General features: G+C 69.4%; 21 protein-coding genes. 9 read left to right on the top strand and 12 right to left on the bottom strand.

Annotated features, from left to right (window positions below; genetic code table 11):
- Positions 1-23: 23 nt before the first annotated feature.
- Positions 24-458, bottom strand: a complete 435-nt coding sequence (locus tag N865_RS02240) for a TA system VapC family ribonuclease toxin (RefSeq protein ID WP_034801014.1) — start codon at positions 456-458, stop codon at positions 24-26.
- The gene (locus N865_RS02245) at positions 445-729 is read right to left on the bottom strand and encodes a type II toxin-antitoxin system VapB family antitoxin (RefSeq protein WP_034801017.1); all 285 of its coding nucleotides are present in this window, start codon (positions 727-729) and stop codon (positions 445-447) included. Before N865_RS02245 ends, N865_RS02240 begins: the two co-directional genes overlap by 14 nt.
- Positions 730-941: 212 nt before the next feature.
- Here N865_RS02245 and N865_RS02250 point away from each other — a divergent pair, with 212 nt between their 5' ends.
- Entirely contained in the window at positions 942-1,346 is a 405-nt protein-coding gene (locus N865_RS02250) for a cupin domain-containing protein (protein ID WP_034801019.1), read from the top strand.
- A 29-nt stretch (positions 1,347-1,375) separates the two neighbouring features.
- Here N865_RS02250 and N865_RS02255 read toward each other — a convergent pair whose 3' ends face one another.
- The 6 genes from N865_RS02255 to N865_RS02280 all read right to left on the bottom strand — a co-directional run bounded on the left by N865_RS02255 (position 1,376) and on the right by N865_RS02280 (position 7,197).
- Positions 1,376-2,767: an FAD-binding oxidoreductase gene (locus tag N865_RS02255; protein ID WP_034801022.1), complete on the bottom strand. Its 1,392-nt coding sequence runs from the start codon at positions 2,765-2,767 to the stop codon at positions 1,376-1,378.
- 117 nt (positions 2,768-2,884) lie between these two features.
- On the bottom strand, positions 2,885-4,198 hold the full coding sequence (locus tag N865_RS21515) for a HipA domain-containing protein (RefSeq protein ID WP_051509911.1): 1,314 nt from the start codon (positions 4,196-4,198) through the stop codon (positions 2,885-2,887).
- Positions 4,198-4,461 carry a helix-turn-helix transcriptional regulator gene (locus N865_RS23875; protein WP_051509913.1) on the bottom strand — a complete coding sequence of 88 codons (264 nt, stop codon included), beginning with the start codon at positions 4,459-4,461 and terminating at the stop codon, positions 4,198-4,200. The genes N865_RS21515 and N865_RS23875 overlap by 1 nt, the downstream gene beginning before the upstream one ends.
- Before the next feature lie 192 nt (positions 4,462-4,653).
- Positions 4,654-5,109: a PASTA domain-containing protein gene (locus N865_RS21520; protein WP_157557516.1), complete on the bottom strand. Its 456-nt coding sequence runs from the start codon at positions 5,107-5,109 to the stop codon at positions 4,654-4,656.
- Between the two features lie 32 nt (positions 5,110-5,141).
- Positions 5,142-5,606: a hypothetical protein gene (locus N865_RS21525; protein WP_051509918.1), complete on the bottom strand. Its 465-nt coding sequence runs from the start codon at positions 5,604-5,606 to the stop codon at positions 5,142-5,144.
- Between the two features lie 124 nt (positions 5,607-5,730).
- Positions 5,731-7,197, bottom strand: coding sequence for a hypothetical protein (locus tag N865_RS02280; RefSeq protein WP_034801024.1), 1,467 nt, complete (start codon positions 7,195-7,197; stop codon positions 5,731-5,733).
- Positions 7,198-7,389: 192 nt separating this feature from the next.
- Here N865_RS02280 and N865_RS02285 point away from each other — a divergent pair, with 192 nt between their 5' ends.
- The 6 genes from N865_RS02285 (at position 7,390) to N865_RS02310 (ending at position 18,099) form a co-directional block, all read left to right on the top strand.
- A complete protein-coding gene (locus tag N865_RS02285) occupies positions 7,390-9,531 on the top strand; it encodes a hypothetical protein (protein WP_051509920.1) in 2,142 nt (713 codons plus the stop codon).
- 2 nt (positions 9,532-9,533) lie between these two features.
- On the top strand, positions 9,534-11,153 hold the full coding sequence (locus N865_RS02290) for a class I SAM-dependent DNA methyltransferase (RefSeq protein WP_034801027.1): 1,620 nt from the start codon (positions 9,534-9,536) through the stop codon (positions 11,151-11,153).
- Positions 11,154-11,236: 83 nt separating this feature from the next.
- Entirely contained in the window at positions 11,237-12,340 is a 1,104-nt protein-coding gene (locus tag N865_RS21530) for a restriction endonuclease subunit S (RefSeq protein ID WP_169735684.1), read from the top strand.
- A 1-nt stretch (position 12,341) separates the two neighbouring features.
- Positions 12,342-15,578 (top strand): type I restriction endonuclease subunit R, encoded by a 3,237-nt coding sequence (locus N865_RS02300; protein WP_034801029.1) that lies wholly within the window; start codon positions 12,342-12,344, stop codon positions 15,576-15,578.
- Between the two features lie 31 nt (positions 15,579-15,609).
- A complete protein-coding gene (locus tag N865_RS02305; RefSeq protein WP_034801032.1) occupies positions 15,610-16,605 on the top strand; it encodes an ImmA/IrrE family metallo-endopeptidase in 996 nt (331 codons plus the stop codon).
- A 243-nt stretch (positions 16,606-16,848) separates the two neighbouring features.
- Positions 16,849-18,099, top strand: a complete 1,251-nt coding sequence (locus N865_RS02310; protein ID WP_034801181.1) for a hypothetical protein — start codon at positions 16,849-16,851, stop codon at positions 18,097-18,099.
- A 129-nt stretch (positions 18,100-18,228) separates the two neighbouring features.
- On the opposite strand, the gene N865_RS02315 is transcribed toward N865_RS02310, so the two are convergent.
- Complete coding sequence (locus N865_RS02315) at positions 18,229-18,807, bottom strand: hypothetical protein (protein WP_157557517.1); 579 nt, start codon at positions 18,805-18,807, stop codon at positions 18,229-18,231.
- Positions 18,808-18,975: 168 nt separating this feature from the next.
- Between N865_RS02315 and N865_RS02320 the strand changes: the two genes are divergently transcribed.
- Together N865_RS02320 and N865_RS02325 are read left to right on the top strand one after the other, a co-directional pair.
- Positions 18,976-19,170: a hypothetical protein gene (locus tag N865_RS02320; RefSeq protein ID WP_034801036.1), complete on the top strand. Its 195-nt coding sequence runs from the start codon at positions 18,976-18,978 to the stop codon at positions 19,168-19,170.
- A gap of 18 nt (positions 19,171-19,188) precedes the next feature.
- The gene (locus tag N865_RS02325; protein ID WP_034801038.1) at positions 19,189-19,590 is read left to right on the top strand and encodes a YccF domain-containing protein; all 402 of its coding nucleotides are present in this window, start codon (positions 19,189-19,191) and stop codon (positions 19,588-19,590) included.
- Positions 19,591-19,744: 154 nt separating this feature from the next.
- Here the strand turns inward: N865_RS02325 and ptsP are convergent, their stop codons facing one another.
- The 3 genes from ptsP to N865_RS02340 form a co-directional block, all read right to left on the bottom strand.
- A complete protein-coding gene (gene ptsP / locus N865_RS02330) occupies positions 19,745-21,427 on the bottom strand; it encodes a phosphoenolpyruvate--protein phosphotransferase (RefSeq protein WP_034801040.1) in 1,683 nt (560 codons plus the stop codon).
- Positions 21,428-21,434: 7 nt separating this feature from the next.
- The gene (locus tag N865_RS02335) at positions 21,435-21,704 is read right to left on the bottom strand and encodes an HPr family phosphocarrier protein (protein ID WP_034801043.1); all 270 of its coding nucleotides are present in this window, start codon (positions 21,702-21,704) and stop codon (positions 21,435-21,437) included.
- Between the two features lie 160 nt (positions 21,705-21,864).
- The gene (locus tag N865_RS02340) at positions 21,865-24,000 is read right to left on the bottom strand and encodes a PTS fructose transporter subunit IIABC (RefSeq protein WP_157557518.1); all 2,136 of its coding nucleotides are present in this window, start codon (positions 23,998-24,000) and stop codon (positions 21,865-21,867) included.
- Positions 24,001-24,046: the final 46 nt, after the last annotated feature.

Here is a 24,046-nt window from a genome sequence, read left to right on the forward strand (position 1 = left end):
AGAAAGCGACGCCCGGGTCCGCTCTAGTCCGAAAGGGGCGTGATCGCGCGGAGCGGTGCGAAGCGGGCGAAGCCGCGGTCGAGGGTCACGAGGCTCGCCCCGAGCTCAAGGGCCTGCGCGGCAAGCACGGCGTCGGGGACGTCGTTGCCGCGCAGGCGATGCTCGGAGACGAGCCGCTGGACGATCGGCCAGTGGTCGGGCCCAGGACGCACGAGCAGCGCTGCGGGTGCGGAGGCGAGCGAGGTGGCGAAGGCGAGGGCGTCCGCGGGGGTCGACGGTTGTCGGAACACCCTGGGGTGCGTGGCGATCCGAACGACGGAGGCGAGCACGGGCTCGCTGACCGCGATCCGCTCGTGGCCGACCAGCCGAGGAGCGAGCCACTCACTGACCCGTGCCGCGGTCTCCGACTCGGTCGGCCGGTATGCGTAGAGGCAGACGTTGACGTCAAGCAGGAGCATGGCCCGCGTGGTCTCCGGGGACCGCGTTGTCTCCGAGCAGCTGGGCCATGAGCTCCCTGTCCTCGAGGTCGACTCCCGGGAGGACGCCGGACATTTCGGGGACGAAGGTGTGGAGCACGTAGTCGCCGCGACTGACGGAGTCGCGGGCCTCGTCGGCGATGAGCTTGCGCAGGGCGTCCTCCAGGACGGAGCCGATGGTCCGGTGCTGGCGCGCGGCGATGAGCTTCGCCTCGGCGAGGAGGCGGTCGTCGATGTTGACCGTCGTGCGCACGGATGCATCATATCATCACTCGCCTAGCATCATGATGCTCGCGACAGAGTGCCCGGGACCGGGAGACTGCCGCCCCGACTCTGCCCCCTCCGGCCGGCCGCCGAGGCGAGCCCTCCCGGCCGGCCGCCGAGGCAAGCCCGCCCGGCCGGCTCGCCGCGTAGGCTGGGACCCAGCCCAGCGGCATACGTCCCTCGCACTCCTCAGGTGGTCCCGTGGTCGAGCACGATCCTGCGCAACCCGTCACGCGCGTCGCGGCCGGCGAGCTCGGCCCGAGCGACCCCACGCCGGGGATGGCTCGCCAGGTCGCTCTCCACACCGAGGCGATGTGGTCGGGCACGGTCGACACCGAGGCGGGCGCGGTCTCCGGATGGCACCACCACGGCGAGCACGACACGACGATCTACGTCGTGTCGGGACGGATGCGCCTCGAGTCCGGGCCGGGTGGTGAGGTGGCCGTCGAGGCCGGGCCCGGCGACTTCCTCCACGTCCCCGCCGGCGCCATCCACCGCGAGTCCAACCCGGGCGAATCCCGCTCGCACGCTGTGGTCGTGCGCTGCGGCCACGGCACGCCGACGGTCAACGTCGACGGTCCGGCGCCGGGGCACGGTCCCACCTGACGCCGAAGCCGCCTGACGAGGAGGGTGAGTCAGGCCCCCGCGGGCGCGACCGTGTGGTTGTGGTGGAAGACGTCGTCCGGGTCCCACGCCTGCTTGACCGCTGCGAGACGCAGGTACGTGTCGCCCGGGTAGATGTCGTGGATGCGCTCGCCGTCCGCGTCGACGACGAAGCCGAGGTAGGCGCCGGGTGTCCCGTCGGCGAGGGACCGCCCCAGGGTTTCGAGCCAGGGCTTCTGGTCGTCGAGGGCGTCCGCCCCGGAGACGATGGCTGCGGTGTTCAGCATGACCGGCCACTGCCGGTGGGCGTAGGCCGTCGCATCCGCGGCGACCCGCGAGATCGCCCCGCCGAGGGGGCGCAGCTGGACCGCGGCCATCTGCACTGTTGGGTCCGCCATCCGCTCTGTCAGCGTGTCGACGATGAGCCGAGCGTCGTCAAGGTCGATGTCCTGCGCATAGCCCGTCCACGACGTCGCGATCGGGTGGTAGCTGTCGTCGCCGGGCTGGAACATCCCGGAGTAGGGCATCGGCGCGAGGAGGTCCGCCAGCGGGGTTGCGACGGCCCGGAACGGCGCGAGGACGGGTTCGGCGTCGGCCGGCCCACCGGCATACGCCATGAGGGCCAGGATGACGAGCCGGCCGTGGTGCTCCGGCGCGAAAAACGGCATCGGCGGGGCCGGCATGACGTTGACGATGACGCCGAGCTCGTCGGGGGCCGCGAGCGCCAGCTCCATGAACCGGGCGATCGTCTCGGCGGTGGCGGGGAGCATGAGCATGCCGCCGACGATCTCGGGCACCTCGTGGAGCCTGAACTGCAGACGGGTCACGACGCCGAAGCCGCCGCCGCCCCCGCGCACGGCCCAGAAGAGGTCGGGGTGGTGGTCGGCGTCCACGTGGAGGATCTGCCCGTCGGCCGTCACGAGCTCGACGGCGAGGAGGTGGTCGATCGTCATCCCGAACCTGCGACTGAGGAAGCCGACGCCGCCACCGACGGTGATGCCCGCGACACCGACGGAGCCGGTGTCGCCGAAGCCCGTCGCGAGGCCATGCGCGCCGACCGCGTGCGTGTAGCGGCCCGCCGTGACGCCGGCGCCCACCCACGCGGTCCGGCCGTCGACGTCGATCTCGATCGCATCGAGGCCGCGGACGTCGATGACGAGCCCGTCGTCGATGGTGCCGAAGCCGGCGCCGCTGTGGCCGCCCGCGCGGACCGCGATCTCGAGGCCGCACTCCCGGGCATGCTCGATCGCCGCGGCGACGTCGGCGGCATCGGCGACGCGGACGACCGCGGCCGGGCGCCGGTCGATGTGCCGCGAGAAGATGAGGCGGGCGTTCTCGTAGTCGGGATCGTTTGGCGTGAACACCGTGCCGGAGACACAGGCGCGCAGGTCGTCGAGCGTGCGGTCGGTGCGTGTCGAAGTCATGCTGACCATCCTGAGAGTTCAAGTTGACCTGAGGTCAAGGCTTTTCGCTGACATCAGGACGTCGAACGGGATGGGCTGATCTCGACACGGGCCGTATGCCGCCCAGCCGGGCCCCGCCTAGGTGCTCCTGCGACGAGGTCCGCGACGGGCGCGGACAGCAGGCGCCACGGTGAGCGCGCCGGCGAGAAGCGACGACACTCGCGCCGCCACCGTCTCGACTGCTCCGTCGCCGACACCAGGGTGAGCTGCGCGATCCACCTCGTCGAGGGCACGGCCGAGGCCCTCCAGAGTCGACGTGACCAGCTCGGTCGCACGCCTCTCCGGGAGTCGCCACGATCTGCCCTCGGCGACGAGGGCGCGAGTGTCGATCCTGTCCAGATCGGACTCGCCGTCGATGTCGAAACCGAACCGCCGCTGCGAGGTCGGGTGATGTAGGTGCATCGAGGTGTCGTAGGCCGGCGCCAGCCGCGCCGAGCCGTCGGGGAGCCGCAGGACCGAGATGTTCTTGGCGTGCATGTCCGTGTTGCCGATCGCGACGTTGAACGTGACGAGGCGCAGGAGGTCGTCCGGCTCGGCCCCCCCTGCTCGCAGGATCTCCGCTATGGCCGACAAGCTCGGGAGGGCGTTCCCGTACTGGAACTTGCGTGTCGGATCTGCGGTGCTGATGCTGAGGGCCTGTGCGGAGTCCTCTTGGTGAACACGCCTGATGCGACCGCTCTCATCCGCCTTGCGGTCGTAGCGGGAGACCGCGATGGCTCGCACCCCGTCGACTGACAAGACGTGGGCGTCGACCGTCGTCAGACCGAGACTGCGCGCAAGCGCGAGAGCCAGCGCCTCGGTGTCGACCACGTCTGCAACCGGGCTCGTCTCCGGATGAGCGATCTTGAGGATCCACGTGGACGGCGCACCCCCGAGGCACCGGAGCCAGCCCACAGCATCCCGATGCAAGCCGATCTTCGGGATCATCCCCGCAAGCGAGATCGACTGGTTCCCCCGCAGGGTGTGGTCCGCCGGCGAGTGTCGATCTGCCTCCCGCAGCAGGGTGGCGACTTCCGGATCTGTGGCGCGCTCGTAGGAGCCCGTCCGGTCGGGAGCATCCTCAGCCAGGCCTTGGAAGACGAGCGCCCCGGCGGTGTCACGGCCGTATGCCGAGATGAGTCCGAAGGTGTCCTCAGGCGCGACCCCGGCAGAGAGTGCGTAGTTCGTGCGGGCGTTGCCCTCGGGCAGCAGACCATCGAGGAAGACGCGCACCCGAGCCGGATTCGCGCGAGTGCCGGGCGAGGTCACAGGGAGCAGGTGTGAGACGACTCGCGACTGCGAACCCCACCTGCCGTAGGCGGCGTCGCTCCACGTCCACCCGGGCCGGCCCCTGTGATCGGCGTGCAGGTCGGCGATGTGCGTGTCATAGAGCCAGACGGCAAGCGCCTGCATCAGTTCTCCCGAGCTGTCCCATTGGAGCGCGTCTCGGCCGTCAGCGTCACTCCGTACAACCGGAGCAGAGCAAAGAGCCGGTCGGTGTAGAGGCTCGGCTTTCCGGACTCGATCTCGTAGAGGTATCGACGGGAGATACCGAGCCGCTCGGCAACCTCGTCCTGAGTCAGATCGCTGCTCGCTCGAACCTCGGCGAGGAAGGCGCCAAGATCCGTTGCGGAACGGATCCGCGCCCATGGTTCAGAGTGTTGTCGCTCCGGCAATGAAGAACCTCCTGAGGAGGGGATATCCTCTCCTCAAACTAACGGGCGAATATCCTCCCGTCAATCGATTGGGAGCTTATGCTCCCGCTGTTCAGCAAGCCGCACGACATCGACCGCGCCAACCGTTGGACGCAACCAGCAGGCGACGCCGCTACCCCTTCGCAGCGGCGCCGCCTGGTCTGATACCGACGGTTAGTCGGTGAGCTTCTTGGAGCGCAGGACGATCGTCACGTCCGGCGCCGCCTTGGTCCCGGCGGGCGGCGACTGTGAGACGACGACCCAGTTGCGGTCGACCACCAGCAGCCTGCCTTGGCCGGTGGCGTCCTCCTCGCTGAGGTTGTAGAAACCGGCGGCCTGCATCGTGTCCTGTGCGAGCTGGTGGTTGACGCCGACGACGTCGGGGACCACGCCGAGCTGGGCCTGTGGCGCCGGGGCAGCGACCGCTCGCGTCTGTGATGCAGCCGGCGTGCCCTCCCCGGAGACGCTGGGCGCCGGCGCCTCAACGGTTTCCGTCTCGGTGGCCACCACCGTGACGGTGGCGATCGGCGGTGTCGGAACGGCATCACCGCCGCACGATGTGAGCGACAGGACCCCGGCAGCGGCAGCCGCGATCGACGGCGCGCGCCACGAGCGAGCCGCACGCGTCATCGACGACGGCCTGCCTGCGCCGACGCCCCGCATCATCGGCGCGTCCAGTCGTTGCAGCCGCTCGACTTGAAGAACTTGTCGGTCTTGCGGATCGTAACGACCGAGCGACCGGAGCTGTTGTCGTTGTCGATGATGCTGTCGAGGCCGTCGCCCCCGTTGTTTCGCTCCCAGTAGCAGTTCCCCGAGGCGGGCGCGTCTGAGACGTAGGTTCCGGGCTTGACGTCGACGCCCACCTGGTAGACGCCGTCCCCGGCCATGGCCACGGCGGGCGGAGGCGGCGGAGCGGTGACGGTCTTGACGGGCCCAGCGACCCCGACGGTGACAGTGGGCGCCGGCACCTCGACAGTCTGCGTCGGGCCGGCTGTCACCGTGGCCGTGACTGTCGGGGGGGCGGCACCCGAGACGGTCGGCGCGGCCTCCCCGCTGCTCCCGGCGGCGCCGATGGCGAGGGCGACGAACGCGGTGGCGCCGTACCCGATGACGTGCTTGCGATTCATGAGTTCTCCTTGTGTTTGCGGGCGCGCCAGGCACCCGTTCGTGGTGCGGCGGGGTTGGGCACCCGCGCCTGAACACGTGCTGGGCGGACCGGCCGCTCCCCCCAGGGCGACCGGCCCGCGTCTGTCAGGCAGCGCCGCTGGCGTGCCCGGTCTCGGGGGCGGGGTCAGCCGCGAGCTCTGCGGCTTCCATGGCGACGCCGGCAAGGGCGTCGAGGGCCTTCGACAGGTGCGACTGCACACCCGACTGCACGGTGTTGCACTCCTTGTCGATGGCGTCCGCGCTCTTGCGGATCGACCCGGAGGCGGACCGGATCTTGTTGATACGGTCGAGCAACAGGGTGGCGGCCCCGATCTGCTCCTCGGCGGTCTCGAGGCCCTCGACGTCTCGGCGCGATGACGCGGCCAGCGCGCTGACGCGCATCAGCTGGACCACCGTGCGCAGCAGGTCGCTGTCGTCGGATGCGGGGTCGAAGGCGAGCACGACGCGCCGAGCACCCAGCACTCGGATCGTCTGTCCCTTGTTCTGCGCCGCGGTGCGGACGACGCCGATCGACGCTGCCGCCTCACGGTTGCGCTCTGACTCGTCGAGGTAGTCGTTCCAGACGCGGCCGTCCATCGAGTCGTGCATCTCGACGACGACGCGGGCGACGCCGCCCGCGATTGTCAGCACGCCGTCGCCCTTCTTGCAGCGCTGGATGCTGCCGGTGACCCCGCCCATGTCCGCGTACTCGTCGCCGAGCCCGGCCGCGATCGCTTCCATCACGCCGTTGACCTCCGACTCGAAGGTCCCACCCTTGAGGGGCGTCACACTCGCCGTGCGCGTGACTGCGGCGGCTGCGGCCTTCTGCACCTCGACTGCCTTGGCGAGCTCGTCGACCTTGCCGATGAGGGCGAGGTGGTTCTTGTCCATGGCGTCGGTGAACATCTTCTGCTGGTCCGCGAGCGTCTTGGCCTGCTTCGCGAAGGGCGACGTTGGGTCGGCCGGGTCGAACTGTCGGCTGACCTTGCCGAGCAGCTCGTCGGTCTGCTTGAACGCCTGGTCGCCGATCTTGCGGCCGACGGACTCGAGCACGGGCCCGAGCTTGGCCAGCAGTTCTGGGCTCTCGCCGCCGAAGATCCGCTCGACATCGGCACGCAGCGCATCCGTCGTCGACTTCACCGTCTCGGCGTACGCCGCCCGCGTCGAGGCGCCGGCCTCCGCGATCACCGTGCGCGCCGCGTCCGTCGCCTTCGCGACCGACTCCGCGGCAGCCTTCACGGCGGATCCGGTGACGTCGGCGGCCTGAGCGCTGGAGGCCTCGGTGCGGGCCGCGACGTCGGCCACGAGCCGCTCGAGCTCGAAGGTGTCCTGCGCTCCCCCGGCACAGGCGATGGCCTGCGCTCCGACGGCGAGCGCCTGGGTGACGAAGCCCCCGAGGTCGACGCCGACCATCTGCTGGGCCGGCACTGCACTTCCGCGGCGCCCGGTCGACCAGCGCAGCGCCTCGGTGGCGACCGCCTTGTCCGCGACCGTGAGGTCGGTGATCACGACGGCTCCGGCGACCGGGTCGAAGGATGCCGCCGGGACCGTCCGGCTCGGGTTCTCGATCATGATGGCCCTCCTGGGTCAATGGGCCGCGACCTTCGCTGCCGTTGACCCGAGACTGGCCCGCCAGCGTGGGAACGCAGAGTGCGACCAGTGATAACGAGGGTTATCAGCGTTTGATCGGTCCGATAGCCCGGTTAGGTCTAGCGTGAGTCCACGAAACCGGACACACCGGGCACGCCGACGGAGGAGGGCCACATGGCTGAGGTCTCGACCCTTCAGCTCTCCCTCTCCGATGTGGCGCGTCTCGCGGGCGTCCGCCGCCCGGTCGTGTCGATGTGGCGGACCCGCGAGCTCGCCGGCCACCCCTTCCCCAAGCCGGTGGCACTCGTGGCGGGCCAAGAGCGTTTCGACGCCTTTGAGATCGCTGACTACCTCGCCACGACAGGCCGCGGCAACAACCCCGAAGCGCGGGACGACCTCGCCGCCCATGCCCAGCTGACGCACCTGTCGCACCTGGATGAGACGACAGCTGCGGACGGGCTGACCGCCCTGCTCTGCCTGGCTGCGTCGACCGGCGAGGCCCTGGGCGATCTCGATCACGCCACGCTCGTGTCGCTGGCCTCGGATGCCGACAGCGCCGACGCCTTTCTCCTCCGCGAGGTCGAGGCGCTCGGCGCAGACCTCCCGATGCTGGCCGCTCACGCAGAAGCCCTCGCCGACGCGTCGTACTCCCCCGCCGCGGCCTTCGAGCTCCTCCTGCGCCAGCAGCTCCAAAGGTCCCTCCGCGGGCACGCGAGTGTCGCCCTACGGCCGGAGGCGCAGCAGCTGGTCGCGCAGATCGCGGCGGCCCTCGCCAACGACGCGGGCATGGAGACCCCCCTCTTCGTCGACGTCACCGACGGCAGCGCTGACCTCGTGCTGGCCACCGCGCGGGCGTATGCCGCTGAGTCACCTCCCAGCGTCGCCACTGTCGCGCTCGACAGCCGCTCCGCGCGGCTGGCCCGGCGCCGGCTGCGCGTCCACGACCTGCACCGCCTCGATGTGCTTGTCGACGAGGACGGCGACTTCTCGATCCCGTCCACGATGGACGGGTCGGTCCACGTCCTCCAGCTGCCACCGGCTGGCCAGCCAGGTCTGTCGGATGTCGAGATGATCGATGCGATCGGCAACCTCCTCGTCCAGCTCGCCGACAACTCACGTGTCGTGGTGCTCGGTCCTGCGAGCGCCCTCACAGACCCGCCTTCAAGCCCCGAGGCCGACAGCGCGCGAGACGCGATCCTTCGCTCGGACCGCCTGCGCGCGGCGGTCCGGCTACCCAAGGGCCTCCTCATCCGCTCCCCTCGCAAGCCGCTGGCCCTCTATGCGCTCGGCCCGGCGCACCCGGACGTGCCGGTCGGGGAGCGCTGGACCGTCGTCGCGGACGTGTCAGATCGGTCCCTCGATCCTGGCGCCATCGACGACCTCGTCACCGACGTGGTCGCGGCAATGGCCAGTGAGCCAGAGGTTCGACGTCACGCCTTCCGCTTCGCGAGGCGAATGCGGACCGCGGCACTGCTTCCCGGCAGGAAGGCCCTCGTGGGCACGGTCGCACCGGCCCGCCGCATGTCGACCTCCCCCGATCTCCTCGTCCGGATCGACGAGCTCACCCGAAGCCTCGGGCGCGTGCCGCTGTCGCACCTCCGGGTCGAGGCCGTCGCCCCTCTCGACTCTCCAAGGGGGACCAGCACCCAGACGCTGGGCGAGGCCGTGGCCGCTCGGGTCTGCCGAATCGTCCCCGGCAACCGGGTCGACCCGGCCGACCTCACGGCCTCCGACGGACGCCGCGTCATCGGGACCGATGAGCTGCTCGGGACGGCACCGCTCGGGAGCCGACGCGTCGACACTCTCGACTTCGCAGGCTCCTACCCGGCTGCCCGGTTCACCGAGCCCGGCGACGTCGTCTTCTGCACGACCCCACGCGTCGCAGCGCTCGTCGACGACGCGGGCGGCTCGGTCGTCGTCACCCCGGCCCGCGTCCTGCGCGTCGTTCGCGATCCCGACCGGGGTGAGCCGCCCCTGCTGCCCGCGGTCCTCGCCGCCGACATCAGGGCCGCCGGAACCAGGGGGGACGCGAGCTCAGCGAAGGACTGGAGACGGTGGGCCATCCGCCACGTCCCCAAGGGCCAGCTCCACGCTCTCGCCAACACGCTCGAGGAAGTCGAGCGAGAGCGACACGAGCTGCGCACTCGACTGGGCCAGCTCGACGCCCTCGCGGCTGCCCTCACCGAGGGCGTGACCGCCGAGGCGCTGACGATCACGGCACGGCCAACCATGCCCGCGACTCACAACGACCTCCCGACCGACGACACACCTGCCACCCCACCCGGCGCGAGCGCGCCAGACGAGGAAGGATCCTGACCATGCCACCGAGGAAGAAGGCCGACGCGAGCGCGCCGTCGACGATGAAGGAGCTCAAGGACACCCTCTGGAAGGCCGCCGACAAGCTCCGCGGCTCGATGGACGCGTCCCAGTACAAGGACGTCATCCTCGGTCTCGTCTTCCTCAAGTACGTCTCCGACGCCTTCGAGGAGCGCCGCGAGCAGATCCGCACCGAGCTGACCGCGGACGGCTTCAGCGAGGAGCAGCTCGCTCCCCTGCTCGACGACATGGACGAGTACACCGCCCATGCCGTCTTCTGGGTCCCGGCGACCGCCCGTTGGACCTACCTCGCCCAGCACGCCAAGGGCCTGCCCGCCCAGGACGGTCAGCCGCACAAGAACGTCGGACAGCTCGTCGACGAGGCGATGGACCTGCTCATCGGGTCCAACCCTTCCCTCAAGGGGGCGCTGCCTCGGATCTACAACCGGGACAACGTCGACCAGCGCCGCCTCGGCGAGCTCATCGACCTCTTCAACTCGGCCCGCTTCACCGGTCAGGGCGCCTCCAAGGCCCGAGACCTCCTCGGCGAGGTGTACGAGTACTTCCTCGAGAAGTTCGCGCGTGCCGAAGGCAAGCGCGGCGGCGAGTTCTTCACACCGCCCAGCGTCGTGCGCACCCTCGTCGAGGTCCTCGAGCCGACCAAGGGTCGCATCTACGACCCGGCCTGCGGCTCCGGTGGCATGTTCGTCCAGGCCGAGAAGTTCCTCGCCGCCCACCACCAGGACAAGACCGCCCTGTCGATCTACGGGCAGGAGCTCAATGAGCGCACTTGGCGCCTGGCCCGGATGAACCTCGCCATCCACGGCCTCAACGGCAACCTCGCCGCCGTCTGGGGGGACACCTTCGCGATCGACCTGCACGCCGACGTGCAGATGGACTACGTCATGTCCAACCCGCCGTTCAACATCAAGGACTGGACCCGCAAGGAGGACGACCCCCGCTGGCGCTACGGCGTCCCGCCCGCCGGCAACGCGAACTACGCCTGGATCCAGCACATCCTGTCCAAGCTCGCCCCCGGCGGCAGCGCCGGCGTCGTCATGGCCAACGGATCCATGTCGACCAACAGCGGTGGTGAGGGCGAGATCCGCGCCCAGCTCGTCGAGGCCGACCTCGTCTCCTGCATGGTCGCCCTGCCCACCCAGCTCTTCCGCAGCACCGGCATCCCCGTCTGCGTCTGGTTCTTCGCCAAGGACAAGGCCTCGGGACCCAGGGGCTCGACCGACCGCAGCGGGCAGGTCCTGTTCATCGACGCTCGCAACCTCGGCTACATGGTCGACCGCGCCGAACGCGCCCTCGCCGACGACGACATCGCCCAGATTGCCAACACGTACCACGCCTGGCGGGGCACCACGTCTGCAGTCGAAGCTGGGCTCTCGTATGCCGACGTGCCGGGTTTCGCCAAGTCCGTGACCCTCGCGGCGATCAAGGCCTCTGACTACGCCCTCACCCCGGGTCGATACGTGGGCGCCGCCGAAGCCGAGGACGACGGCGAACCCATCGAGGAGAAGATCGAACGCCTCACCCAGGAGCTCTTCGCCCGCTTCGACGAGTCCGCCCGACTCGAGCATGTCGTCCGCGGGCAGCTGGGGAGACTGTTGTGAGGCAGGGGTGGACCCGCGCGCTAGTGGGAGATGTTGCTGCTCCCGGAGCGCGGTCCATCGCGATCGGGCCCTTCGGCTCCAGTTTGAAGGCGGAGCTGTATGCCGGGCATGGCATCCCCGTCATCCGTGGCCAGAACATCGCCGACGGGCGGCAGATCGACGACACCGACCTCGTTTTCGTGCCGGAGGAGGTGGCGCGCACGTTTCCCGCCTGCATCGTGCGCGCAGGCGACCTCGTTTTTCCACATCGAGGTGCTATTGGCCGTGTCGCCATCGTCGGCGGACGTGAGTACCTGCTCTCGTCGAGCATGATGAAACTCACGTGCAACCCAGAACTTGTCGACCCGACGTATGTCTTCTACTACTTCCGGGGCCCGGGCAAGAGGGAGCTCCTTACTCGGGCATCTACCGTCGGCACTCCCGGCATTGGGCAGCCGCTCAAGTCTCTGCGGGGGATCCCGATCTATTTTCCCAGCCTGGAGCAGCAGCGGGCCATCGCGGAGGTGCTGGGGGCGCTCGACGACAAGATCGCCGCCAACCGTGTCACTGAGTCCACCGCAGAAGAGCTCATATCCACTTGGTATCGACACTCCGTCAACAGCGATGCGGTGAGTGTGCCCTTGATGAACGCGCTCGATATAACGTTCGGCGAACCCTTCGGGGGACCTCATTTCAGTGAGCCCGGCGTTGGTCGCCCCCTCATCCGTATTCGCGACCTGAAGACCTTTGAATCACAGGTGTGGACCACGGAGCACAGACCCAAGGAACGGATCATCCGTCCCGGCGACGTCGTCGTCGGCATGGATGCCGAGTTTCGCCCGACCTGGTGGCTTGGCACCGAAGGCCTGTTGAATCAGCGTGTCCTCCAAGCGTCCGGACGCGGGTTCGGCTCTGCCTTGGCGCTGGAGGCCCTTCGAGCGCCACTCAGTCGCATTGAGGGATACAAAACCGGCACGACCGTCATCCATCTGAACAAGAGCGACCTGTCGCGGGAGGCACTGGTGCTTCCCGGGGAAGATGCGCTGAACCGCTTCGAGAGACAGGCCGAACCCGTGCTGCGCCATCGCGTCTCCTTGGCGACGGAGCGGCGCGCCCTTGCTGACGTGCGTGATCTGCTGTTGCCGCAGTTGATGTCGGGGAAGATCAGGGTCAGGGACGCGGAGCGCGTCGTCGAGGGGGTTGTGTGACATGACGGGGGACGTCGGGGGTTTCGACGGGTCTGGGTTCTCCGAGGCGGATTGGGAGGACGCGGCCATGGAGGCCCTGGCCGGGCACGGCTGGGTCCCCAAGCAGGGCAAGGATTTCGCGCCCGGCTCGGGTGAGCGTGAGAGCTGGGATGACCTCGTCCTGCCCTCGCGGGTTTTGGAGGCCCTGCGTCGGCTGAACCCGACGGTGCCGCCGGAGTACCTGAAGCAGGCTGCCGCCGAGATCTTCCGCCCAAGCTCGAATGACGCGCTGACGGAGAACCACCGCGCGCACGGCTTCATGGTCGAGGGCTACCGGGGGATCAGCTGGGTAGACCACGAGGGCGCCGAGCACAACCCGACGATCCGGCTGGTCAGCGACGACCCGGCATACGACGACTGGCTCGTCGTCAACCAGGTGACCGTCCGCTCTCGCGACGTGGAGCGACGCTTCGACCTCGTCGTCTACTGCAACGGCTTGCCGGTCTCGGTGATCGAGCTGAAGAAGGCGGGAAAGGAGACGGCCGACGTCGCGGCCGCGCACGCTCAGCTGCAGACCTATCTGCGGGAGCTGCCGATGTGCTTCCGGTTCGCGGTCCTCACGGTCGCGAGCGACGGGATCATCGCGAAGTACGGAACGCCGTTCACGCCGCTCAACCACTTCTCGCCGTGGAACGTCGACGACGACGGGCAGCCGCTCGGCTTCGGTGCGACGTCGGGGCTCGACGACCTCGGCACCGGGCTGGACCAGCTCATCGACGGGGTGTTCAACCAGGACCGGTTCCTGCAGCTCATGCGCAACTTCACCGCGTTCGACCAGGGCGCCGACGGCCTCGCGAAGCGGATCGCCAAGCCGCACCAGTACTTCGCCGTCAACAAAGCGGTGTGGCGGACCGTGCAGGCGGTCGAGTCGGACGGCAAGGCCGGCGTCGTCTGGCACACGCAGGGCTCCGGCAAGTCGATGGAGATGGAGCTCTACACCCACTACGTCCAGCGCCATCCGAAGCTGCTCAACCCGACCATCGTCGTCGTGACCGACCGGACCGAGCTCGACGGACAGCTCTTCGACGGGTTCCGGCAGAGCCTCCTGCTCGCCGAGGAGCCGAAGCAGATCACGAAGCGGGCCGACCTGCGCCGGGAGCTGTCCGAGCGGACGACTGGCGGCATCTACTTCACGACGCTGCAGAAGTTCGGCCTGTCCAAGGAGGAGAAGGACGCCGGCGAGTCCCACCCGCTCCTGTCGGACCGGCGCAACATCATCGTCGTCGTCGACGAGGCCCACCGCAGTCACTACGACGACCTCGACGGCTACGCCCGGCACCTCAAGGACGCCCTGCCCAAGGCGACCCTCATCGCCTTCACCGGCACGCCGATCTCCTTCGCCGAGCGGAACACGCAGGCCGTGTTCGGTGAGTACATCGACATCTATGACCTCAGCCGCGCTGTCGCCGACGGGGCCACGGTTCCGGTGCATTTCGAGCCGCGCCTGATCAAGGTCGGGTTCGCCGAGGGTGTCTCCGAGGACGACGTCGACGCCGCCGCGGACGAGCTCACCGTCGGCCTGGACGACGTCGAGCGCGACAAGATCGAGCGCAGCGTCGCCGTCGTCAACGCCGTCTACGGCGCGCCGGCCCGCATCGAGAAGCTCGCCGAGGACCTCGTCGCCCACTGGGAGGCCCGCCGGGCGGTTATGGAGCCGTTCATCTCCTGCACCGGCAAGGCCCTCATCGTCGGCGGCACCCGCGAGATCTGCGCGAAGATCTACGACGCGATCATCGCGATCCGCCCGGACTGGCACTCGCCCGAGCTCGACAAGGGGAAGATCAAGGTCGTCTACACCGGCGACCCCACCGACACCCCGCCCGTGTCGAACCACGTCCGCCGCGAGTCGCAGAACAAGGCGATCAAGGCCCGGCTCAAGGACCCCGACGACGAGCTCGAGATCATCATCGTCAAGGACATGATGCTCACGGGCTACGACTCCCCGCCGCTGCACACGCTCTATCTCGACCGGCCGCTCAAGGGTGCACTACTCATGCAGACCCTCGCCCGCGTGAATCGGACCTTCCGTGGCAAGCAGGACGGCCTGCTTGTCGCCTACGCGCCGCTCGCCGAGAACCTGCACACGGCGCTGGCCGAGTACACACCGCAGGACCAGGCGCAGAAGCCGATGGGCAAGGACCTCGGCGAGGCCGTCGAGCTGACCCGTGCCCTGCTCGCCCAGCTCGACGCCCTGCTTGCGGTGTATGACTGGCGTAGGGAGTACGCGGACCTCGCAGCGCGTGGCGACAAGAGGGCGTACGCCAACGTCGTCGCCCGGGCTGTCAGCCACTTGCGCGACCCGGCAACGCCGGGCAACCACGTGCCCGAGGGCAGCGACACGGAGACGATCTCAGCGGCATACCGACGCCTGAGCAGCCAGCTCGCCCGCGCGTGGGCGCTCTGCGCGCCGTCCGGGCAGCTCGAGGACGTGCGCGGCGAGGCGCGGTTCTACGAGGAAGTGCGCGTGTGGATGGCCAAGCTCGACGCCGAGGACCGGCAGTCGCGCGGCGAGCCGATTCCGGAGGACATCCAGCGGCTGCTCGGCGCGCTCATCGCCGAGAGCACCGAGACCGGCGACGTCCTCGACATCTACGACGCGGCGGGGATGCCCAAGCCCAGCCTCATGGACCTCGGGCCCGACTTCGTCACGAAGGCCCAGAACGCGGCCAACCCACACCTGGCGATCGAGGCGCTGCGTGACCTCGTCGCGAAGGAGTCGGTCAGGGCGACAGGAACGAACACGCTTCGGCAGCAGGCGTTCTCTGACCGGATCGCCGAGCTGATGCGCAAATACACGAACCAGCAGCTGACCTCCGCCGAGGTCATTGCCGAGTTGATCGAGCTGGCGCGCGTCGTCGTAGCGGAGCACGAACGCGGGGCTAGGTTCTCGCCGCCGCTCGACCAGGACGAGCTCGCGTACTTCGACGCCGTCGCCACCAACGAGTCCGCCGTCGACGTGATGGGCGAGGGCGTGCTCGCCGACATCGCTCGTGAGCTGGTGTCAGTGATGCGGCGCGACATCCGCACCGACTGGACGGTGCGCGAGGACGTTCGGGCCAAGCTGCGAACCTCGATCAAGCGGCTGCTGATCAAACACGGCTACCCGCCGGACCAGCGGCCCGGCGCGATCAAGCTGGTGATGGAGCAGATGGAGGCCATGGCCCCCCGCTACGCCCAGACTACGAGTCCGGTCTTTTAAGGCCGTCGACTCAACCAAAGGAAGGATCACGATGACTCGGGAGACGTTGTGGCAGACGGAGCTGGAAGGACTCGAGGCAAGCATTCAACTGTCCCTGGCCCCTCCTGAAACCCCCGCTTCATCCATGGAGAGCGGCGCGAAGGAAGCCAAGAAGTCGCTTGCGTACCTGCTCGCAACGGCTCTCGAGTACGGCCGCATGGGCAGCTACGCAGAACTGCTTGACCGGGTGGCCGCCTTTCCCCGCTACAGCCCATACAACGCACTCCTCGTCATGCTTCAGCGGCCAGCGGCGAAGTTCGTGCTACCGGCTCATCAGTGGAGTGAGAGATACGGTCGGCGCATCTTGCCCAATCAGCAGCCCTTGGTCCTTCTCCAACCCGGGGGCCCGCTGATGTACCTCTTCGATGTCTCCCAGACAGAGGGCACAGCAAGTTCGCCCCCACTTCCGCCCTTCGCCCGCGACCCCTTTGCCATGTCCGCCGTGGCAGACGCAGAGAACGCCCTGTACTGGATCGCCGAAAACGCCAAGTGGGATGGGGTCAGAGTCTTACCGACGGACCGGGGGTGGGATCACGCCGGAGCAATTTGGGCAGCGGAGGCTGGACTCCAGCAGAATGCCTACGGCAAAGCCAAGCGCTATCACACCGTCAGCGTTCGCTATGAGACGCTTCTCAACCAGTCGCACTCGCACACTACGCGGTTGGCCACGTTGGCCCACGAGCTGGGGCACCTCTACTGCGGTCACGTTGGAACTCACGACAAGGAATTGTGGCCCGATCGGCGTTTCGTCTCCACGGAGATGGCAGAGCTTGAGGCAGAGTCGGTGGCGCGTGTCGTGTTTGGTCGCCGCTACCCGGGTGTGGAGTTGCCGGACCACCTGACCCAGTACTTCACCGAAGTGCCAGAACTCCGTGGACTGGACCTCGAACGCGTCCTCACCGCGGCCGGGAGAATCCTCGAAACCGCGGATGGCTTTCGTCCTCGCCGCATGAAGTCAAAGAAGGTTCCTGCGGCGCAAACCCCGTAGACAGCCGACGAGCCATGATCTCGGTGTTCTAGCCCCAAGAAGGCGGCCACCAGGGCGCACTTGAAACGCCAGTGCGAGGACCACCAGAGATCTGCCGTCGTTGCCTGAAGTCCGCCTGCACTACGACATCCAGCCATAGCGGCTCTTTCTGCTTGCTGCCCGGGTGTCCGAAGGTAGCGTGAGCACCCGGCTCCTCCTCGACTGCAGAGAGCCGCTTCCTCGCCGAGATTTCAGGAGCCGATGATGGACAACCAGATTGAGCTGATCAGCGATGGCGACGGGCTGGCCGTCATCGGGAGTCCGACCGCTGTCGAACGCTTCCTGGTCTCTGAAGGACTGCCGTCGAAGGACCTCGGGCTCCCCCGGCTCGGTTCTGTTCTCAGCGCCGGAGCTGAAGCGGCACAGGTGGGTTCCGAGATCGCCGCTAACTCAGGTCGCTGGGTGAAGTTGACCAAGGAGTCCGCGCATCTCGCCGACCAGTACAAGCTCATGAAGGGCTCGGGCCCCGGTGTCAGGCGTGCTGTGCTGACCGACAAAGGCAAGATCAAGGGGCACCTCGAGTTGGTGAAGACGCCCATGGCGCACCTGAACAACCCGGCACTTCTGGCTGGTGCCGCGGGGCTCATGGCGCAGCTGGCCATGCAGCAGACCATGGACGAGATCACCGACTATCTCGCGACCATCGACGAGAAGGTCGACGGCATTCTCCGCGCCCAGAAGGATGCCGTGGTGGCGGACATGATCGGCGTGGACTTCGTCATCGAGGAGGCCATGATCATCCGAGAGCAGGTAGGTCGGGTGTCGGAGGTCACGTGGTCGAAGGTGCAGGCCACGTCGTCGACCATCGCGCGGACCCAGGCCTACGCGCTGCGTCAGCTCGACGCACTGGCGGAGAAGCTCGAGCGCAAGACAGCGATCGGGGATCTCGCCAAGACGTCCGAGGATGCAGAATCCACGGTTCAGGAATGGCTCGCCGTTCTGGCTCGCTGCTTCCAGCTGCAGGATGCGATCGCCGTGCTGGAGCTCGACCGGGTGCTCGACGCGTCTCCCGATGAGCTGGACCGGCACCGCGTCGCCCTTCGGGTGGCCCGTGAGAACAGGCGGGAACTCATCTCACGGAGCACCGGCCTTCTGATGGCGCGCATGGATGCGGCGGCTGGTACGGCCAACACGAAAGTGCTGCTGCACCCGACCGCGTCCAAGACGGTGGTGCATGCGAGCAACCATGTCGCGGTCGCGGTCGTCGACTTCCACAGTCGGCTCGGGATCGAGTCTGATCGCGAGGCGTTGGACGCGAGGCGGTGGGCCGACGCGGCCACCGAGGCGAGGGACAAGGCGCTGAACACGGGAGCAGAGGGAGTCGATGCGGCCAAACGACTCGGCAACGAGACTTTCGGCCGCGCCAAGTCAATGACGGGCAAGCTTTCCGGCGGCATCTCGGAGCGAGCGCTCCGTTGGCGCGGGAACGGCGAGGAGTGCGACGAGGAAGCCTAAGCGAGCGCCGACCTCAGAACCGACTGGATGGCCGCCGTCGCGGGGGCGCTTGAACCGTTAGAGAAGGCCTCCGCGCCAACGGCCATGACGTCAGTAGCAACGGTGCCGCGGTCTCGCCGAGGCCGCGGATCAGTAGGTGTTCTCGTCGTACTTCGGGAGTCCCAGCAGCCTGCGGATCTGGGCACCCGTGCCGGCACCGGTCGGAAGCCTCCTGACTGCCGCCAGCATCGCGTCCCTCGTGCCGGCGCGGCCGACGTCCAGCCATGCGGACTCTGCGCGCCGGTCGGTCTGGGCCAGAGAGATGATGAGCGGCTCCGCCTTCAGCGGCCAGGCCGGCTCGCGCAGAGCGGCCGACTCGGCGGTCGCGGCACGGGCCACCTTGCGGGCGCGGCCCTGCAGCGTCGCCACGGACTCGCCCTCGTTGAACCCTCGCTCGAACGCCTCGAGTGCGACGTTGTACGGCCTCGTGATCTCGAGGTACCGCTTTCCCGCCTCGGCGACGCTGAGCCGCACGGGCCCGGTCGGCGTGGTTGGCGGCGGCGCCGCCGTTGAGGAGGTCACCGTGACGAGCGGTGTCGTGACGAGCGGTGTCGTGGCTGCAGGCCCCGCCGCCAGGGGGACGGTCGGCTCCGTCCCACAGGCGGACAGCGGAAGCGTAAGGGCGAGACCGGTGGCGGCGACGGACAGGCGGCTGAGGCGGGAAGGCAAGGAGTCCCCTTCAGAGCGTGGCGGTTGGGCGCGGGCAGCCTAACCACGACCGCCCGCACGCGCTCGCTGGGAGCGGTGTCGCGGCTGGCGGCCCCAGTCGGCAACGAACTGGTCGACACCCCGCCGCGACACGCCAGGGCCGGGTCCGGTCCGGGAGAGAATCTGGGCATGAGCAGGTCGCCGTACCTCGTCGCCCTCGGGGCGCTCCTCCTGCTGGCGGGCATCCTGTGGACGCTGCAGGGCCTCGGCCTGATCGGCAGCGGTTCCGGGTCGGGATCCGGTGCGACGGTGTGGGCGATCATCGGGCCGTTCGTCGCACTGGGCGGACTCGCGCTGTTGCGCCGGCCCGGACGCCGACCCTGAGACTGGTTTGATGGAGCGATGCGGACGCTCCTCAACCTCATCTGGGTCGTGCTCTCGGGCTTCTGGCTCTTCCTCGCCTATGTGGCCGCCGGCATCCTCCTGTGCATCCCCATCATCACGATCCCGTGGGCGCTCGCCTCGTTCCGCATCGGCGTCTACGCGCTGTGGCCGTTCGGGCGCACGATCGTCAGCAAGCCGACGGCCGGGATGGGCTCGTTCCTCGGCAACGTCATCTGGGTCGTCTTCGCCGGCGTCTGGCTCGCGATCGCCCACGTCGTCACGGGCATCGCGCTCTGCGTCACGATCATCGGCATCCCGTTCGGCATCGCGAACTTCAAGATGATCCCGATCTCGCTGGCGCCGCTCGGCAAGGAGATCGTCGACATCGGCGCGACCGACGCACCGGCACTGATCGGCTGAGCGGCGCGGTTCCCCCGACCGCCGGGATCAACCGGCCACGACGTCGGGATCAACCGGCCACGAAGTCAGGTTCCTCGGTCGTAAATCCGGACTTCGTGGCCATGTTGCCGCGCACACCGGCCTGATGGCAGCGCCGGAACGCCCGACCGCCCGCTCAGAGCAGGTCGGTCAGCGTGCTGTTGGCGCGTTCGCGCACGAACTCCAGCGCCTCGATGGCCGTGCGCGCCTCGCGGGCCACGAAGGCCAACTCCTGGCACTCGGCCAGCGAGTGCAGGGACAACGCGAGCCGCACGACCGGCACCTTGCTCGGCGCCATCGACAGGCTCGACACCCCCAGGCCCGCCAGCACAAGCGCGAGCAGCGGGTCACCGGCCGACTCGCCGCACACCCCGATCGGGCGGTCGGCGCGCGCGGCTCCCTCGCAGGCGACGGCGACGACGTCGAGCACCGCCGGCTGCCACGGGTCGAGCAGGTCGGACAGCGCACCCTGCATGCGGTCGGCTGCCATCGTGTACTGCGCGAGGTCGTTGGTGCCGAGGGACCCGAAGTCGACCTCGCCGAGGACGTCGTTGGCGCGGAGCGCGGCGCCCGGCACCTCGATCATGACGCCGGCCTTGGGCAGCCCGTTCTCGCGGACGCGGCGGGCGAACCACGCCGCCTCCTCCGCGGTCGCGACCATAGGAGCCATGACGCGCACGTCGGCCCCGGTCTCGCGGGCCGCGACGGCGAGCGCCTCGAGCTGGGCATCGAGCAGCTCGGGCCGCTCGGCCGACAGGCGAAGGCCGCGGCGGCCGAGGGCGGGGTTCTCCTCCGGCCCGAGGTCGGCGAAGGCGAGCGGCTTGTCGGCGCCGGCGTCGAGGGTGCGCACGACGACGCGGCGCTCACCGAACGGCGCGAACACCTGGCGGTAGATCTCGGTCTGCTCCTCGACCGTCGGGGCCTTGGCCGCCGACAGGTAGACGAACTCCGTCCGGAACAGCCCGACGCCCTCGAGGTCGAGGGCTCCTGCGGCGACGGCATCCTCCACGCCGCCGATGTTGGCGAGGAGCGCGATGTGCGCGCCGTCGCGGGTCACCCCGGGCCCGGAGAGCGCCGCGAGGGCCTCCTTCCGGCGCTGGGCCCGAGCCCGCTGAGCCGCGACGAGCTCGGGATCGGGCTCGATCGTCACCTCGCCGGAGTCGCCGTCGAGCGCGACCGGCGTGCCGGCCTCGATCGACGTGGCCCCCGAGAGCTGGACGACGGCAGGGATGCCCATCTGGGCGGCGAGGATCGCGGTGTGGCTCGTGCGCCCACCGGCCTGGGTGATGATGCCGACGACGAGCGCCCGGTTGAGCGTGGCCGTCTCGGCGGGGGCGAGGTCCTCGGCGACGATGACGCTCGGCACCGTGAAGTGCGGCACTCCGGGCGCGGGGACGCCGAGGACCGCCGCGACCGCACGGGCCCCCACGTCGCGCAGGTCGACGACGCGCTCGGCGAAGTACCCTCCGAGCGCCTCGAACTGGGCGGCATACTCCTCGACGGCGTTGGCGATCGCGGTCGCGCGACCGCGGCCCGCGGCGAGCTGCTTGGCCGCGGCCTTGACGAGACCCTTGTCGCGCGCGATGAGCGCCGTCGCCTTGAGGATCTGCTGGGCCGTGTCCTCGACGGTCGCGGCGCGCTCCTCGAGCGAGACCGCGACCGATTCGAAGGCCGCCCGCACGTCGGTGAGCGCGGTGTCCTGGTCGTCGACGGCGGGCTCGTCGGCCGGCGGCCGGACCGGCGGCGCGACCTGCACCACCGGGCCGTATGCCGTCCCCGGGCTGACGCCGATCCCCTGCCTCGTCTCGGTCGCGGCCATGGCGGGCCTACTCCGCGTCGAGATCGCGCGAGAGGAGGGCGACGAGCGAGTCGAGCGCCTCGTCGGCGCCGTCGCCGTCGGCGGTGAGGACGACCTCCTCGCCGAACTTGGCGCCGAGGGCCATGACGCCGAGGATGCTCGTCGCGTCGACCGGGTCCTCGCCGGGCTTGGCGATCTCGACGTCGAGGCCGGTGTTGGTCGCGGCCTCGACGAAGAGGGCGGCCGGACGGGCGTGGAGGCCGACCGAGGAGGCGATGGTGACGGTGCGACTTGCCATGGACATGCTCCTTCGTAGGTGGGGTCGGCGCGCCGGGCGGAAGCCCGGCGCGCCGCACCCTGGGGTCAGTGCGTCGGATCTGTCGTCGGTGCACTGCGGTGCAGTGCTGGGGGTGCTGGTTCGTGCAGTGCGTCGGGTCTGACGTTAGGCCACGGCGCGATCAGACGGTGGCACTTGCCTCGACTGCCTCGAGGTTGCGCTCGCGCGACTTGAGCGCGATGACGAGAGCCGCCATGACAACGACGCCGACGGCGAGCCCGAGGACGAAGAGCAGGAAGTTGCCGATGAGCGGAAGGACCCAGATGCCGCCGTGCGGGGCCCGCAGGGTCGCGCCGAACATCATGACGAGGGCTCCCGTGATCGCCGAGCCGATGACCGACGAGGTGATGATCCGGACCGGGTCGGCGGCCGCGAAGGGGATCGCTCCCTCCGAGATGAACGACGCTCCGAGCAGCCACGCGGCCTTGCCGTTCTCGCGCTCGGGCTCCGAGAAGAGCGACGGGCGCACCGTCGTCGCGAGCGCCATGGCGAGCGGGGCGACCATGCCTGCGGCCATGACGGCGGCCATGATCTTCAGCTGCGGGGCGTCGGTCGCGGCTCCGGCCGCTGCGAGACCCGTCGTCGCGAAGGCGTAGGCGACCTTGTTGACCGGGCCGCCGAGGTCGAAGCCCATCATCGCGCCGAGGATGAGGCCGAGGACGATCGCGCTCGCGCCGGACATGCCGGTCAGCCAGCTGTTGAGGCCGTCGGTGAGGGCCTTGATCGGCTTGCCGAGGACGGTGATGAACAGGCCCGCCGTGATGAGCGTCGACAGCAGCGGGATGACGACGACAGGCATGACGCCGCGCACCCCCTTGGCGACGTTCCAGCCAGAGACCCAGCGGGCGACGAAACCGCCGAGCAGGCCGGTGACGAGGCCGCCGAGGAATCCGGCGCCCATGGTCGCGGCGATCGCGCCGCCGACGATGCCGGGCACGAGCCCGGGGCGGTCGGCGATGGCGAAGGCGATGAAGCCGGAGAGGATCGGCACGAGGAAGCCGAAGGCCGCACCGCCTATGACGAAGAGCAGCGCCGCCCACGAGGTGAGGCTCAGGGCGTTGAAGGTCTCGGCGATGTTGAGCGGGTCGCCGGGCTTGAGGTTGTACTTCACGATCTCGATGGCGCCCTGCTCGCCGAGCGCGACCTGGGCGAGCATGAACGACAGGGCGATGAGGATGCCGCCGGCCGCGACGAACGGGATCATGTACGACACACCGGTCATGAGCCACTGGCGGATCTTCGTGCCCGTGCCGACCCCCTCCTCGACCTTCGAGGTGAGCCCGCCCGAGGCGTATGCCGCTGTCGCCGCCGCGGCCTTGCTCGGGTCGTCGCGCCACTCGGCGGCGAGGACGACGGCGCGGTCGATGAGCTCGGGACCGTCGGAGATCGCCTTCTTGACGCCGACGTCGACGGTCGGCTTGCCGGCGAACCGGCCGGCGTCCTTGACGGGGAGGTCGTGGGCGAAGATGACGGCGTCGGCCGCGGCGATCTCAGCCGCGCTGAGCGGCTTCGAGCCGGCCGAGCCCTGGGTCTCGACCTTCATCGTGTGCCCAGCGGCCTTCGCGGCGCTCTCGAGGGCCTCGGCGGCCATGTACGTGTGGGCGATACCGGTCGGGCACGACGTGACCCCGACGAGCGTGAGCGGGCCCCGGCGCTCGGCGAGGCTGCCGACGGCGGTCGCCGTCACGCCCGTGGCGAGCTCGGCGCCCAGCTCGGCGGCTGAGGCGACGCGACCCTCGTGGGCCGCAGCGCCGGTCGCGTCGGCACCGGCGGAGGCGGCGGGAGCACCGGCAGCCGCGGCGGCCGGCTGGTCGAGCGCGACCTCGGCGCTGACGATGCGCACGACCTCGGCCTCGGTCGTCGCAGCGGCGAGGGCGGCCTTGAAGTCCTTCTTCATGAGCGCCCGGGCGAGCTTGGGCAGCATCTGCATGTGGGCCTCGCCGCCGCTCTCGGGGGCGGCGATGAGGAAGACGAGGGTGGCCGGGCCGTCCTTGGCGCCCCAGTCGATGCCCGTGGCCGAGCGGCCGAAGACGAGCGACGGCTCGGTGATGGCCGCGCTGCGGGCGTGCGGGATGCCGATGCCGCCGGGCAGGCCGGTCGCCATCGTCTCCTCGCGCTTGCGGACATCGTCGAGGAACGTGGTGAGGTCGGTGCACCGGCCCGAGGCGACGAGTCGCTCGCCGAGCCTCCGCGTCGCCTCGTGGCGGTCGGCACCGGTGAGGTCGAGGACGACCTGCTCTTCGGTGATGAGGGACATGGTGTTTCCTTTCGGGGACTCGAGCGGACTCAAGCGGTGATCGGGC

The sequence above is a fragment of the Intrasporangium oryzae NRRL B-24470 genome (genome assembly GCF_000576595.1).
GTDB classification, from domain to species: Bacteria; Actinomycetota; Actinomycetes; order Actinomycetales; family Dermatophilaceae; genus Intrasporangium_C; species Intrasporangium_C oryzae.